The organism is Bradyrhizobium sp. HKCCYLRH3097 (assembly GCF_051167875.1).
Lineage (GTDB): Bacteria > Pseudomonadota > Alphaproteobacteria > Rhizobiales > Xanthobacteraceae > Bradyrhizobium.
Genome location: NZ_JBNPTX010000012.1, coordinates 81,631 through 96,319, shown reverse-complemented (window position 1 = coordinate 96,319; position 14,689 = coordinate 81,631). Strand labels below are relative to the sequence as shown.

General features: G+C 65.1%; 13 protein-coding genes. 3 read left to right on the top strand and 10 right to left on the bottom strand.

Going from position 1 to position 14,689, the window contains the following annotated elements; translation table 11 throughout:
* Positions 1-94 precede the first annotated feature (94 nt).
* Positions 95-1,174, top strand: coding sequence for an alcohol dehydrogenase catalytic domain-containing protein (locus ACQR0U_RS25580; protein WP_315711584.1), 1,080 nt, complete (start codon positions 95-97; stop codon positions 1,172-1,174).
* A gap of 12 nt (positions 1,175-1,186) precedes the next feature.
* Here the strand turns inward: ACQR0U_RS25580 and ACQR0U_RS25575 are convergent, their stop codons facing one another.
* The 10 genes from ACQR0U_RS25575 to ACQR0U_RS25530 all read right to left on the bottom strand — a co-directional run bounded on the left by ACQR0U_RS25575 (position 1,187) and on the right by ACQR0U_RS25530 (position 11,946).
* Positions 1,187-1,888 carry an ABC transporter ATP-binding protein gene (locus ACQR0U_RS25575; RefSeq protein WP_231324716.1) on the bottom strand — a complete coding sequence of 234 codons (702 nt, stop codon included), beginning with the start codon at positions 1,886-1,888 and terminating at the stop codon, positions 1,187-1,189.
* Positions 1,889-1,895: 7 nt separating this feature from the next.
* Positions 1,896-3,179 carry a lipoprotein-releasing ABC transporter permease subunit gene (locus tag ACQR0U_RS25570; protein WP_434843779.1) on the bottom strand — a complete coding sequence of 428 codons (1,284 nt, stop codon included), beginning with the start codon at positions 3,177-3,179 and terminating at the stop codon, positions 1,896-1,898.
* Between the two features lie 95 nt (positions 3,180-3,274).
* Positions 3,275-4,609, bottom strand: a complete 1,335-nt coding sequence (gene proS, locus ACQR0U_RS25565) for a proline--tRNA ligase (protein WP_316175254.1) — start codon at positions 4,607-4,609, stop codon at positions 3,275-3,277.
* Between the two features lie 207 nt (positions 4,610-4,816).
* Complete coding sequence (locus tag ACQR0U_RS25560; RefSeq protein ID WP_316185783.1) at positions 4,817-5,314, bottom strand: TlpA family protein disulfide reductase; 498 nt, start codon at positions 5,312-5,314, stop codon at positions 4,817-4,819.
* Positions 5,311-6,537, bottom strand: coding sequence for an exo-alpha-sialidase (locus ACQR0U_RS25555; RefSeq protein ID WP_434843780.1), 1,227 nt, complete (start codon positions 6,535-6,537; stop codon positions 5,311-5,313). Before ACQR0U_RS25555 ends, ACQR0U_RS25560 begins: the two co-directional genes overlap by 4 nt.
* Before the next feature lie 8 nt (positions 6,538-6,545).
* The gene (locus ACQR0U_RS25550; protein ID WP_434843781.1) at positions 6,546-8,939 is read right to left on the bottom strand and encodes a TonB-dependent receptor family protein; all 2,394 of its coding nucleotides are present in this window, start codon (positions 8,937-8,939) and stop codon (positions 6,546-6,548) included.
* A gap of 91 nt (positions 8,940-9,030) precedes the next feature.
* Positions 9,031-9,486 carry a DUF2946 family protein gene (locus ACQR0U_RS25545; RefSeq protein WP_434872310.1) on the bottom strand — a complete coding sequence of 152 codons (456 nt, stop codon included), beginning with the start codon at positions 9,484-9,486 and terminating at the stop codon, positions 9,031-9,033.
* A 50-nt stretch (positions 9,487-9,536) separates the two neighbouring features.
* Positions 9,537-10,055 (bottom strand): copper chaperone PCu(A)C, encoded by a 519-nt coding sequence (locus ACQR0U_RS25540; protein ID WP_315711574.1) that lies wholly within the window; start codon positions 10,053-10,055, stop codon positions 9,537-9,539.
* Between the two features lie 135 nt (positions 10,056-10,190).
* On the bottom strand, positions 10,191-10,556 hold the full coding sequence (locus tag ACQR0U_RS25535; RefSeq protein ID WP_315711572.1) for a DUF2946 family protein: 366 nt from the start codon (positions 10,554-10,556) through the stop codon (positions 10,191-10,193).
* Positions 10,557-11,100: 544 nt separating this feature from the next.
* Complete coding sequence (locus ACQR0U_RS25530) at positions 11,101-11,946, bottom strand: metallophosphoesterase family protein (RefSeq protein WP_434843783.1); 846 nt, start codon at positions 11,944-11,946, stop codon at positions 11,101-11,103.
* A gap of 197 nt (positions 11,947-12,143) precedes the next feature.
* On the opposite strand from ACQR0U_RS25530, the gene ACQR0U_RS25525 reads away from it, so the two are divergent.
* Positions 12,144-13,166, top strand: a complete 1,023-nt coding sequence (locus ACQR0U_RS25525; protein WP_315750896.1) for a sugar ABC transporter substrate-binding protein — start codon at positions 12,144-12,146, stop codon at positions 13,164-13,166.
* 10 nt (positions 13,167-13,176) lie between these two features.
* Positions 13,177-14,682, top strand: a complete 1,506-nt coding sequence (locus tag ACQR0U_RS25520; RefSeq protein WP_434843784.1) for a sugar ABC transporter ATP-binding protein — start codon at positions 13,177-13,179, stop codon at positions 14,680-14,682.
* The last annotated feature ends 7 nt before the right edge of the window (positions 14,683-14,689 follow it).

Here is a 14,689-nt window from a genome sequence, read left to right as displayed (position 1 = left end):
GGGCTTCTTCAATCCTAGGATAATACCAGGCCTTCTTGCGCGTAGGATAGACCGGCAGACTGGTGCCTCGCCATCGCGAAAATGGAGAAGGACCATGAAGGCCGCCGTGCTCAAACGATTTGGATCGCCGCTCGAGATCGAGCATGTCGAAGACCCCGTGCTCGGCACCGGCGAGGTCATCGTCGACATCGCCGCGGCCGGCGTGCTGTCCTATGCGAATGAAGTGTTCAGCGGAGAACGCAAATATCTGCTGGAACTGCCGGTCATCCCGGGAACGAGCGGCATCGGCAGGGTCAGCGCGCTCGGCCCCGATGCCACGCATCTTGCGATTGGCGACTGGGTGTTCTGCGATCCGACGGTGCGCTCACGTGACAATGCGCTCGCCCCCGACATAACCCTGCAAGGCCTGAGCGCGCGCGGACCGGGCGGGCTCAAGCTACAACGGCATTTCCGGCACGGCTCGTTCGCCGAGCGCATGCGGCTGCCAACGGAGAACGCCAAGCCGATCGGTGTCATCGATGCCCGCGACGCGGCGCGGTGGTGCGCGCTCGGCACCCTGCTCGTGCCCTATGGCGGCTTTCTTGCCGCCAATCTGCAGGCGGGCGAGACCGTGCTGGTCAGCGGCGCCACCGGCAGGTTCGGCAGCGCCGCAGTCGCGGTGGCGCTCGCCATGGGCGCCGCTGCGGTCGTGGCGCCCGGTCGCAACGAGGCCATGCTGGCCGAGCTCCAGCGCCGGTTCGGCGCACGCATCCATCCAGTCAGGCTGTCGGGCCATGAAAGCGAGGACACCGAGCGCATGAAGCGCGCCGCGCCCGGCCCGATCGACTGCGTGCTCGACATCATGCCGCCCTCGGTCACGACCAATGTCGTGCGGACCGCCGTGATGACCGTACGTCCCTATGGGCGCGTGGTGTTGATGGGCGGAGTCGGCATGCTCGGCGGCCCCGGGCTCGAGCTGCCCTATCCCTGGATCATGCGCGACTGCATCACCATCCGCGGCGTTTGGATGTGCCCGCCGACAGCGACAGTGAAGATGGTGGGACTGATCAGGGCCGGACTGCTCGACCTCGCGCAGTTCGAGCCGACCTGTTTCGACCTCGATCATGCCAACGACGCGGTCGCCCATGCCGCCGCCCATCGCGAGCCGTTCAAGATGACGGTGATCAGGCCCTGACTGCGGCCGGACTCAGTCGAGCTCGACGACCTTGCCGCCGACGATGGAGACGCGCCGGTCCATGCGGCCGGCCAGCTCCATGTTGTGGGTCGCGATCAGCATCGCGACCCGCGTGGCCTTCACGAGCTGCATCAGCGCGTGAAAGACGTGATCGGCGGTGCCAGGATCGAGATTGCCGGTCGGCTCGTCCGCCAGCAGCGCACGCGGCGCATTGGCGACCGCACGCGCGATCGCGACGCGTTGCTGCTCGCCGCCGGAGAGCTCGGCCGGGCGGTGCTTGATGCGCTCGCCGAGCCCGAGATAAGCCAGGATCTCGGTCGCCCGCTTCACCGTCTCGGACCGTTTCAAGCCGCGAATCATTTGCGGCAGCATCACGTTCTCCAGCGCCGTGAACTCCGGCAGCAGCCGGTGCGACTGGTAGACGAAACCGATGTCGGTCCTGCGCATCTGGGTGCGCTCGATGTCGGTCAACTGCGACGTCGGCACGCCCCCGACATAGACCTCGCCCTCGTCGGGACTCTCCAGGAGACCCGCGATGTGCAGCAATGTCGACTTGCCCGAGCCCGACGGCGCCACCAGCGCCACCGACTGACCGGCCCACAGCGCCAGCTTGGCGCCGTCCAGAATGGTCAGCTGCTGCTCACCCTGCATGTACCGCCGCTTGATCTCGTGGAGATAAACGACCGGCACATCCTCGGCCCCCTGCTCGTCCATCAGCGCCTCACTCGTAGCGAAGCGCTTCGACCGGATCTAATCGGGCGGCGCGCCATGATGGATAGAGCGTGGCCAGAAAGGACAGGGTCAGGGCCATGATGACGACTGCGCTGGTCTCACCGGCATCGATCTCTGCCGGCAGCTTTGACAGGAAATAGAGCGTCGGATCGAACAGTTCCGTGTTCGTCAGCCACGACAGAAACAGCCGGATGGTCTCGATGTTCATGCAGATCAGCAAGCCGACGACGAACCCGGTGAGCGTCCCCACCACACCGATGGACGCGCCGGTGATCAGAAAGATCCGCATGATCGCGCCCTGCGACGCGCCCATCGTTCTGAGCACGGCGATGTCCTGCCCCTTGTCCTTCACCAGCATGATCAGCCCCGAGACGATGTTGAGCGCGGCGACCAGCACGATCAGGGTCAGGATCAGGAACATGACGTTGCGTTCGACCTGGAGCGCGTTGAAGAAGGTCGAGTTGCGCTGGCGCCAGTCGACCAGAAAGATCGGTCGTCCCGCCGCCTCGGTCACCGTCTTGCGGAACTGCTCCACCTTGTCGGGATTGCTGGTGAAGATCTCGATCGCGGTGACGTCGTTGTTGCGGTTGAAATAGGCCTGCGCTTCCGCGAGCGGCATGAACACGAAGCTGGAGTCGTATTCGGACATGCCGATCTCGAACACGGCTGCGACCTTGTAGGGCTTGATGCGCGGCGTGGTGCCCATCGGCGTCACGGCGCCCTTCGGGGCGACCAGGGTGATGCTGTCACCGGCATGCAGCGACAATTGGTCCGCGAGCCGGCGGCCGATCGCGACGCCCTGGCCTTCGTCGAAACCTTCCAGCGAACCCTGCTTGATGTTCTTGGCGATCGACGTCAGGTTCGTGAGGTCCTGCGCGCGAATGCCGCGGATGAACACGCCTGACGCATTGAATGGCGACGAGCCCAGACCCTGTCCGTCAACCACCGGCGCGGCAAGTCGGATGCCCTGCACCTGCGCGATCCGCTCGGAGACGTCCTTCCAGTCGGTGAGCGGCGACTCCAGCGGCTGCACCAGCAGATGCCCGTTCAGACCGAGGATCTTGTCGAGCAGCTCCTTGCGGAAGCCGTTCATCACCGCCATCACGATGATCAGGGTGGCGACGCCCAGCATGATGCCGAGGAAGGAGAACCCCGCGATGACGGAGATGAACCCTTCCCTGCGGCGCGCGCGCAGATAGCGCCCCGACAGCATCCACTCGAAGGGAGCGAAGGGGGTGGTGGTCTGCACCGGTTCGGTCATGGCGTCATCCATTGTGCGATCATCCCATGATTCGGGCCGAATGTGGCCGGATTGGCCTGAAGGGGACGGGCAGCCCCGGTGGATAATCCGATGATCGAACGCGCGTCTCAGCCAGCCAATGTCCCGCCGCCGAGCCGTGCCACGACGTCCGCGGGGGACATCATCTGGCGGGCGCCGTCGCTGCGGGTCTTCACCTCGACCTTGCCCTCGGCGAGGCTCTTGGGGCCAACCATGATCTGCCAGGGGATGCCGATGAGGTCCGCCGTGGCGAACTTGCCGCCGGCACGCTGCTCGGTGTCGTCGTAGAGCACGTCGACCCCCTTGGCCAGGAGATCGCGATAGAGCTGCTCGCAGGCAGCATCGGTGTCGGAGCCGCCCTGCTTCAGGTTGAGGATCACGGCGCGGAACGGAGCGACCTCCTCCGGCCATCTGATGCCGGCGTCGTCGTGACAGGCCTCGATGATCGCACCAGCCAGCCGTGACACGCCGACGCCATAGGAGCCGCCGTGGATGGCCACCTCCGCCCCATCGGGGCCCGCGACCAGCGCCTTCATCGGCTCGGAATATTTGGTGCCGAAATAGAAGATCTGGCCGACCTCGATGCCGCGGGTATGGACCCGCCGCTCAGCCGGCACCTCGGCTTCGAAGCGGGCGGCGTCATGGACGTCCTCGGTCGCCGCATAGAGCGACGTCCATTGCTTGATGATCGGCGTCAGGTCGCCGTCATAATCGACGGACGCCGGCGGGATCGGCAGGTCGAGCACGTCGCGGTCGCAGTAGACGCCGGATTCACCGGTCTCCGCGAGCACGATGAATTCGTGGCTGAGATCGCCGCCGATCGGACCGGTCTCGGCGCGCATCGGGATGCCCTTCAGGCCCATCCGCGCGAAGGTGCGCAAGTACGCGACGAACATCCTGTTGTAGGCGCGCCGCGCGCCGGCCTCGTCGAGGTCGAACGAATAGGCGTCCTTCATCAGGAACTCGCGGCCGCGCATCACGCCGAAGCGGGGACGCTGCTCGTCGCGGAATTTCCATTGGATATGATAGAGATTGAGCGGCAGGTTGCGGTAGGACTTCACATAGGCACGGAAGATTTCCGTGATCATTTCCTCGTTGGTCGGCCCGTACAGCAACTCACGCTTGTGGCGGTCGCTGATACGCAGCATCTCCGGGCCATAGGCATCGTAGCGGCCGCTCTCGCGCCAGAGGTCGGCGAGCTGCAATGTCGGCATCAGCAGTTCCAGCGCTCCGGCGCGGTTCTGCTCCTCGCGCACGATCTGCTCGATCTTCTTCAGCACCTTGAAGCCCAGCGGCAGCCAGGCATAGATGCCGGCCGCCTCCTGCCGCAGCATGCCGGCGCGCAGCATCAACCGGTGCGAGACGATCTCGGCTTCCTTCGGATTTTCTTTCAGAATGGGCAGGAAAAACCGCGACAGACGCATGGGCGAGGCCTTCGAGATTCGGTTCGGGCTGGCGCAGTCAAACCGGATCAGGCGGCAAAACACAAGGCTGGGTTTGAAAAAAGGCGGCTAAGCCGCCGGATTCCCAATCAATTTACCGGTTCCGCTGAAGTGGAGGATGAACGGCGCACGTCGCCGTGATGAGGCTCGCGCAGGGCGACCGGGCAAGATCCCCGCGCCCCGGCCGTCTTAGTGCCCCCGCCCCTGTTCCGAGGACCATTTGTCGAGATCGCCGATCTCGGCGCTGCCTTCGATGGTCGAGACCGCGCCCTCGCGGGTCACGAGTATCGTGCGCGGGATATCACCCTGCCAGGACGGATCGATCTCGAACCGGAGACGCTCGACATATCCGTCGTTGAAGATGAAGTTCTCCGCCGTGGTGAGTCCGGCCTTGTCCAGCATGGCCTGGGTCGCAGCGTTCAGGTTCGGCACCAAATCGGCGCTGACGGTGACCACGTCGATCTCGGGATGATCGGACATGAACTTGCCGAGCTGCGGCAGCTCGAGCTTGCAGGGGCCGCAGGTGACGCCCCAGAAATGGATCAGCGTCGGACGACCCGCATGGGTCCGCAGCACCTCGCGCCAGGTGCCGCGCTCGAACGGCTTGAGCGATGGCGGTGCTGCGGTGCTCGACGCCGTCAAGGCGACGAAGCCAAAGATCGCAAGGGCGGCGAATGCGCGTTTCATGACTCATCTCCGATCGGCTGCAACCGATAGCCATCCGACTTGGTCATCCAGGACAGGAAGATCTGCCTGCCACGGGCGACCAGCAGCGGGTGATCCGACGCATTGTCCGTGCTGGCAAGGGCGCGCGGCTTCGACCACGTCTCGCCATCGTCCCGCGATTGCATTCCCATCACCGTGGTGCGCTCGCCGTCGAACTCCTTCCACACCAGCGTCGTGCTGTCCTGGGTCGCGAGCACATAGGGTCGCGTCGGATTGCGGTCGGCCTGGCCGATCGCCATGGGTTCCGAGAACGTCCGGCCACCGTCGCGCGAATGCGCGTAGAACAGCCCCTTGCGAACCTTGCCGCTTGTGAACCAGGCGACATGATAGGTGCCCGCCGGCGACACGGTCAGGCTCGGCCCCTGATGCGGGCAGGCCTTGATCTGCCAATCATCGGTGCTGACCCGGTGGACCTCGCCGGGGGTGCCGAGGTCGCTGAACGTGACCACCGCATGGTCGCGCACGCTGCCTTCGAAGATGTTGCGGAACATCACCACCGGACGTCCCGGCCCCGCGAAGGCAACGCCGAGCCGGCAACATTCGCAGGTGTTGTCCTGGGCCAGCGTCGCTTCGGCATAGGTGGCGCCGCCATCGCGCGATGATGAGAAGAACAATCCCGCGCCCTCGTAGGCGCGCCCGGCGGCCTTCGCCGGCACCCGATTGCGCTTGTCGAGCCACGCCACGAAGACGGTGCCGTCCTGGTCCAGCGCCAGCGCCTCGAAGCGCTGGCTTTCGTTGTTTGGCGTGATGGGACGAGGCGCCGCGAAGCTTTTGCCGCCATCCTCCGACCGGGAGTACAGCACCTGCCCGTTGAACGCCTGGTCGCGGAAGATCGAGAACGCCACCGCTATGACGCCTTTGCCGTCGACCACCAGCTTCGGACGGGCATCGGGCCCCCAGTCGAGATTGAGCTGCTGCTCGGTGACCGGTACGGCGGCGGAATACGTTTTCCCGCCGTCGGTCGAGCCCGCCACCGACACCCGTCCTCCGGCCATCCAGACGAGCCAGAGCTTGCCGTCTTCAGCGAAGAACGGCGTCACCTTGGTGGCGCATCGGAGCTCGGTGCCCTCGCATGCGGCGTCCGATCCGTGCTGATGTGCCATCTGGGCTTGGGCGGTGAGCGGACAAAGCATGGCGATCGCCAGCCCGACGAGCCCACTCCGAAGCTGTGCGATCCTTGTCATCTCGGTCCTCATCGGAATGCCACCTTCATGCCGGCCAGGAAGGCGCGCGGCGAGCCGGCGTAGATCGTTCCCGTGCCCGCCAGTCCCTGCACGCCGGCGCCCGTCACCGTATTCTGCAGGTTGTTTGCGGAGGCGATGTAGGTGCGGTCGAACACATTGCGGACTTCGAAGAAGACGTTCATCGACTTGAACGTGTCCGAGGCAAGCTCGGTCTTGTAGTGAACGTTCAGATTGACGAGATCGTAGCCCGGCGCCTTCAGCAAATTCGCATTGTCCATATAGAACGAGTCCTTCCACTGGACCTCGACGAACCCACCAAGTCCGGCGAACCTCCCGCTGTCGTGATCATATCCGAGCCGCGCGGTAAGCTCGTTCGGCGAGATGCCGGGGATCTTGTTGCCGGCGCGGTTGAAGCTGAACAGGTTGCTGCCGTTCACAAGGTTCTCAGAATACTCGGTGTAGACTTGGTCGAGGTAGGTGTAGGCGGCGGTGAACCGCCATCCCGGCAAAAACCGCCAGTCTGCCGTCAGCTCAACGCCCTTGTGCTCCGAACGCGGCGCGTTGAAGGTGTAGGAGGTGTTCTGCGTCCCCGTGACGGCCTGGGTGACGATCTCGTTGCGGAAGAACTCGTAGAAGCCCGTCGCGCTGAGGGTCAGAGACCGGTTCGGCGTCCAGTCGAAACCCACGTCGTAGCCCAGATTGGTCTGCGACTTCAGTTGGGTGTTGTTGCCGAAATCGCCGGTCGGCAGCACGAACAGGTTCGAGACCTGCGGCGTGCCGTAGCCCGTCGCGACGCGGGCCCGCAGCAGCCAATCGCTGTTCACCCGGTAGAGCAGCGCCAGTTCGGGAGCGAGATTGTCGAACTGCCGGTCCGCGGTCGTGATCGTGGTCGTCGTTGCCGTCGCGCCGTAGGTGTAAGCGGTGTTCACGCCGCGCAGATGGGTGCGCTCCCAGCCGAGACCGGCCACCGCGGTCAGCGCCGCCGTCAGCTTCAGCTCCTCGCGCGCCCGCAGGCCGTAGTTGGTGGTCTCGCTCCAGGTATTGGCCGAGAGGCCGCCGAGCGCCGCGTTGCCGCCGGGCACGACGAAGCGCGTATCTCCCGACGCGGTCAGCGTGTTGTAGAACCCGCCGAAGAAAGCGGTCGATTCCAGGCCGAAGATCTCACCCCTCTTGGTGATGTCGCTCATGTAATTGTATGACGGATAGTCGCCGATCGCGCTGGTCGATCCGGTCGGCTGGCTGATGTTGCGGTCGTCGAACACGAACTGGTTGCGCCAGGTCGTGTCGTTGTCGAAGTCGTGCTCCCAGCGGCCCCCGACGATGGTGCGGCGGTCGTTGCGGCCGAGGCCCGCCTGCAATGCGGTCTCCTGATCCACCCCACCGAGTGTATTCAATCCGTTCTTATTGAGGCCGACGATCGCGCAGCCGGCTGCTCTGGATGCCCAGGTGGTGCAGCCCTGCTGATACGGGTTCTGATAGTACTGGCTCAGCGTGTATCGAAGCGGCAGCCGCGTGAACAGGTCGTTGTTGATGATCTTGACGGTGAAGCGGTCGTCGGGCGTCGCCTTGTAGGTGCCGAGGAAGTTGACGGTCTGGGTGTTGAACCAGCTATTGCCGAGATAGCCGTCGCCGCGGACGTCGCTGGTGAACAACGAGCCCTCGAAGTTGCCGACCTTCTTGCCGAACGTCATGTAGTTGCTGAGATAGCCGAAGCTGCCGCCTTCGCTGCCGATCTCCGCACCGTCGATGCTGCTGCCCGGGCGGGTGCGGAAATTGATCGCGCCTCCGGTCGCATAGTTGCCGTAGAGCGCCGAGGACGGCCCGCGGATCACGTCGACCGCACCATAGGCGTGGGGATCGATCAGGTCGCTGCGCGACAGCCCGTCCGGCTGGGTGACTGGAAATCCGTCCTCGAACAGCACGATGTTGCGGATGCCGAAGCCGTTGCGGGCATTGGAGCCGCGGATCGAGATGCCAAGGTCGCGCGGTCCGTTGCCCTGCTTGAGCGAGACGCCGGGGCTTTCGCGCAGGATGTCGCCGACGGAAAACGCAGGCCGGTCATCGTAGCGGCTGCGGTCGATCGTGGTCGCGGTCTGGCCGGTCGGCGACTGGCTGAGCTGGTTGCGGGCGGCGCCGGCACCCGAGGCTCGGTCGGACACCGCTCCTCCCTGTCCGGAGCTGCTGACCACGGATGCGGCAGCCGGCTTTGGCGCGCGCGCGCGGACGGACGTTGGCTGCGTGACCGGCTTGCGCACGGCCCGTTGTGGTGCGGCACGCGGCGCGTCGACGGTGACGGACGGCAATTCCTTCTCGGTCTCGGCGCGCGCGATCGTGGCCGATTGCAGCAGCAAGAGCTGCAGTGCGAGCACGCTCACACCACCCAGGGCATGACGACGGAACATGTTTGACTTCCCCGATGCCGGCTCTGCACGGCCGGTCTTCCTGATTCAAAACGGATCGGCACGCGGCTGCGGCCGATGACGATTTCTGTCCTCAGGAGAGGGAGGGAGGTCCTCTTGGTTGCGCCTGTGCCCGGGCAAGCAGATGAACGAGGCGGAGCTCGCGCGCCGTCCAGACGATGGACGCCGTCAGACCCAGCGGAGCCGCATCGAACGGCGCGGGCGGCGTATCGAGCGCCGCGGCGGCGTGCAGCACGCAGCACATGACGCAGTCAAGGCCGCAGGCGGTGCGGTCGGTATCGCCACCAGGGGGCGCCGCATCCGTCTCGGCATGACAGATCGCCATCCCGCCGAACGGATCGGCCGTCGCGATCGTCACGGCGCTCAGGGCGGACACCGCCACTGGCGCCAGCACCTGCAACAGCATTGCTAGCAGCACGACCGGCAGATATCGGCCAAGCTTCTGACGGACATTGGCAGGACGTCGGGCGCGGTCAGCCGCCACCAGCCGGCTCGCGCGCGAACCGGCTGTCATGGCGGCGTTCAACACCCGTTGGTTCATCGAGGCCGGCCCTCCGTCGGAGTCGCGAGGCGCCCGGCCTACATCTTCATGCCGGAATGATCGTGCTGCTTCATCATGCTGCCGCCCTCGCCCCCCGGCCCCTTGGCGCCGACCGCCTGCACCTCGAGCGTCACGGACACCTTGCCGGCCTTCTCGAACTCCAGCGTGACCGGCAGCTTGTCGCCCTGCTTCAGCGGGCTCTTCAGATCCATCAGCATCAGGTGATAGCCGCCCGGCGCCAGCGCGACGGTCTTGCCCGGCTCAATCGTGACTCCCTTGTCGAGCGGACGCATGGTCATCACGCCGTTGGTGACGGCCATCTCGTGAATCTCGACCCGCCCGGCGACAGCGCCGGTCACCGCGACGAGGCGGTCCGGCGCGCTGCCCTTGTTCTCGATGGTCAGATAGCCGGCGCCCGTCTTGGCGCCACCCGGCGTGGCGCGGCTCCATGGCTGGGTGATGACGAGGTCACCGGCCTTCACGTCCGCGGCGAAGGCGGCAGAAGATCCTCCCAACAGGAGAGCGAATGCAAGCAGAGAGCGTCCGAGGAAGGTCATGTCGTCATCCTTTTCTTGGCGGCGATGCGCCAGCTTGATCGATTGGCGCGTATCCGCACGGCCAGGGCCGAGCAGACAACGCAGGTCGTAATCTTGCGATTTGGAGATGAGGGCCGCACAGCGGCCAGCGCGGCGTCACGCTGCGGGCGGAGCCCTTGCCTGCGCGTTCGAGAAGGCCTTGGTCATCCGGCCGGCCGGATCACCGGCCCGCCACACGACCTCGCCCGAATCCCGTTGCGGCGTGGCGATGACGGACAGCTCCGGCCCATCCAGGGTGACCGGCTGCGCCAGGCAGCACAGCGAACAGCCGTGGAGCGCGGGCTTGGCCGGCGACTCGTCGTCCACCGACTGGGAACCGGGCTGGCTGTGGCAGATTTCGAGGCCGTGCAGGGGATCAGCCACGGCTGACGCGGCCGCCCAGGCAACGCCGATCGGCGCCAGGATCTGCACCATCAGTGCGATCAGCATGATCGGGAGAAACGCCTGCAGCCGCTGCCGCATGAAAGCCTGCCAAATGAACTGAATTGTTGTGCCCGAGCGAACGCCCGGAGTCGAGGTCGCGCAGGGCACAGTCAGCACATTTCGCCAGCGGTCGTTGATTAAGAACAATCCGCTACGCCCGGATGGGCCTTCGCGGGACGCCAGCCTCCAAGGTAATTCAGCACCTACCGCGAGAAGACTCGAAAATAAAGCTCGTCAATTGCAAGCACTTACCGATCATTTCAGGAAGTGCGCGAAATTTGAACAATCGTTGCCGAAAAGGATGACAAACGCCAAAAGATCGTCTACGAATTCGGGCCTCAGGCTATCGCTTGCGGAAGTCTGGTGGTCCAAGTCTCGGGAGGAGCCCTGGCGCGCAACAAGCAGCGTCACCCCGCTTAACAAGATCAAATCTGAACTTGCGGGATATCTAAAGGGTCGACACAATTTCCGAGCAGGGCCCGCTGCCCTGCTCTATTTTTTTGGCAGTCATCGCAGCGCGCCACGATATTCTCCGTTGACGGTATCGCGGGCCGCATGAACGCTGTCTGAACACGCAATCACCTCAGGCCATCGCAGCAGTCGCAAAGCACGACAACGGAGCGCACCACCGCGCCTTGGCCCTCGGCCATGGCAGTGTCACGGACAGCGGTTCGCGGCCAGTCACCGTCCAGCGCAACGAACCATCGCCGATCGTCAGGATGCCCGCCGCTTCGGCTGGATCGCCCGAGATGAACGTCTCCGTCAGCGACTGCAAGGTCAGATGCGGTGTGCCATCGACCGTTGTCAGCGTATTCCAATGAACGTGGCCGGCGAGTCCGACGATCGGGCACGGCGCATCCGCGATCGCCGCGCGGATCGCGTCGGTCTCGGCATAGGCCGCGTGTCCCGGATTGGCTTCGAAGTAGTAGTTGCCGGTCTGAGCATGTCCTGACAACGGCACGTGGCTGACGAGCAAGGTCGGCCGGTCATCCTGAGCGAGCAGCTGGACCAGCGCGTCGAGATCGCTCGCGGACAGGCGAAAGCCGCGCGTCGGCGTCAGACTCACGTCGGGCTGCCAGAACACACATCTGACATCACCGACGATCACCGCGCGCGATCCGCTCGGACGATCGAGGATCGCTTCATTGTCGGCGAGGCTGAACAATGCGACATCAAGATTGCCACTGACGTGATGATGCGTCGGTGCGAGCTTCGCGAAGCACATCGCGACATCGCTTTGCAGCAGCCGATCGCGCTCGGGATCTTCGTCAGAAATCCGGTCGCCGAGATCGATGACCGCATCGATGTCTTCGGCGTTCACTTCCGTGACGAAGCGCTCGAGCAGTTGCAGCGCCACCGATCCCCGCTTCGTGGGCGTATCCCGGCCGTGATGGATGTCGGCGATCACGGCGATGCGCGTCGTTGCCAAAGGTTCTCTCCCAAAGCTGCGCTGCCGCGTACCACGGGCGCATCACGGTTTTCTGACATCGCGCGTGCAGCGCGAAAGTCGCTCGGTGCGACGCACAACATCCGGCTGTGGCGTGATCAATGGGGTTGTGAAACACTGCTGCTCTCGGCGGCGCGATCAATGACGCCGCCGGACAACGATGGGACAGGGAGCACGGGATGTCCGGCACTAGAAAAACGTCCACGACGAGGCGCGATCTTCTCCAGGCGGCGACGGCCGCGGGCTCTGCGGCGGCCCTTCTCGCCGGCTTTGGCATCACTCCGGCGATGGCCGCCGAGATGGGCCGCTCCGAAAAGCCGCTCAAGGCAGCCTTCTCCAATGCCGGCTTGCAGGCGACCTGGTGCGCCCAGGGCAAGCAGGCCGCGGAATGGTGGGGCAAGCTGCTCAATGTCGAGGTGACCTGGTTCGACGGCCAACTCGATGCGGTGAAGCAGCGCGCCGCGATCGACAACATGGCGTCGCAGAAGTGGGACTTCGTCGCGATCCAGGCGTTCGGCATCGGAACCCTGACTCAGCCGGTGCAGAAGATGATCGATGCCGGCATTCCCGTGATCGACATGGACACGCTGATCGCGCCGCTCGATCAGATCAACGTCCACTCCTTCCTCGCACCCGACAACGAGTTCATGGGCGCATCGGTCACGCAGGCTCTGGCGACTGCGATGGGCGGCAAGGGCAAGATCATCATGACGCAGGGCGCGCTCGGCCACACCGGCGCGCAGGGCCGCGCCAAGGGCTTCAACTCGGTGATCAAGCAGTTCCCGAACATCGAGGTGCTGGACACGCAGCCGGCCGACTGGGACGTGTCGAAGGCGGCACGGCTGTGGGAGACCTATCTCACGAAATATCCGCAGATCGACGCGGCGTTCTTCCACAATGACGACATGGCCCTCGCCGCCTACAACATCATGAAGGCGCGCAACCGCACCAACATCCTGATCGGCGGTGTCGACGCCATGCCGCCGGCGATCCAGGCGGTCAGCGAGGGCCGCATGTTCGCGACCGTGCGCAATCCGTCCTGCCGCATCCATGGCGGCGCGATCGTCGCAGGCGTCGCCGCGGTCACCGCCGGCGAAAAGAGCGGCCAGGGCATTCCGAAGCACGTCATCACCGACGGGCCCGTCGTGACCAAGGCCAATGCCGCCGGCATGCAATGGATGGAGGATCACTTCCTGATCTGAAGTCCCTCCCATGTCGAACAGCCGCCCGCCTCTTCTGGAATTGCAGGACATCACCAAGTCGTTCGGCGGCGTCACCGCGTTGCGCGGCGTCGACTTTACTCTTCGCCCCGGCGAGATCCATGGTCTCGTCGGGGAGAACGGCGCCGGCAAGAGCACGCTGATGAAGATCATCGCCGGCGTGCACACCGGTTTCTCCGGCCGTTTCCTGCTCGACGGCCGCGAGGTTCATTTCAACTCCGTGCGGGACGCTCGCGCGGCCGGCATCGCGATGGTGCACCAGGAACTCAGCGTCGCGCCGGACCTCACCGTGGCCGAGAACGTGTTTCTCGGCAACCAGCCGACAAATGCGCTCGGCATCGTGCAGTGGCGTCGCATGGCACGCGAGGCCACCGAGCAGCTCAAGCGACTCGGCATCGACGCCGATCCGATGAGCCGGCTGGGAGATCTGCCGATCGGCGTTCAGCAGCTGATCGAGATCGCGCGGGTGCTGTTCTCCGGCGCGCGCATCATCATCCTGGACGAGCCGACCTCGGCGCTGTCGCCGCCCGAGGTCGAGCGGCTGTTCGCGGCGTTGCGCAAGCTGCGCGAGCAGGGCACCGGGATCGTCTTCATCTCACACTTCATCGAGGACATCCTGCTGATCTCCGACGAGGTCACGGTGTTCCGCAACGGCCGCAAGATCATGGAGACGCGTGCCGCCGACACCAGCAAGGCCGCGCTGATCGAGGCCATGATCGGCAAGGGACGCGATGCGCTGGAGGACAGCTACACCCACGACATCACCCTGCCCGCGCCGACGGCCGACAAGCCCGTGGTCGTCGAAGCCGAGGGCCTGTCGCTGGCGCGCAATCTGAAGCGCGTCTCGTTCGCCGTGCGTGCCGGCGAGGTGCTCGGCATCTACGGCTTCATGGGCTGCGGCCAGCTCGAGCTGGCGCGCATCCTGTTCGGCAAGCTTGCGCCCGACGCCGGCGAGCTGCGCGTATCAGGCCAGCGCAACCGCTTCAAGAGCACGGCGGATGCGCGCCGCGCCGGCATCGCCTTCGTGCCGGAGAGCCGGCGCGACATGCTGTTCCTGCAGGAGCCCGTCTACAAGAACATCTCGATCAGCATCCTCGACCGCATCAACGCCGTGCTGTTGAAGCCGGCGCGCGAGCGCGCGCTCGCCAAGCGCCAGGTCGAGCAGTTGCAGATCAGGCCCGCGGATGTCGAGATCGACCTCGGCCTGCTCTCCGGCGGCAACCAGCAGAAGGTCGCGCTGGCCAAATGGCTGAGCCATCCGCCGCGGCTGCTCGTGCTGTGCGAGCCGACCCGCGGTATGGATGTCGGCGCCAAGAGCGACGTCATCGGAATCGTGCGGAAGCTGCGCGACCAGGGCATCGCCGTGATCGTGCTCTCGACCGAGCCGGAGACCGTGCTGTCGATGGCCGACCGTGTCATCGTGCTCAAGCGCGGCGAGGTCGTGCGCGAATTTGCCGGCGAAACCATCAGCAAAGACCGTCTGCTCGAGGCGGCGTAGGGAGATT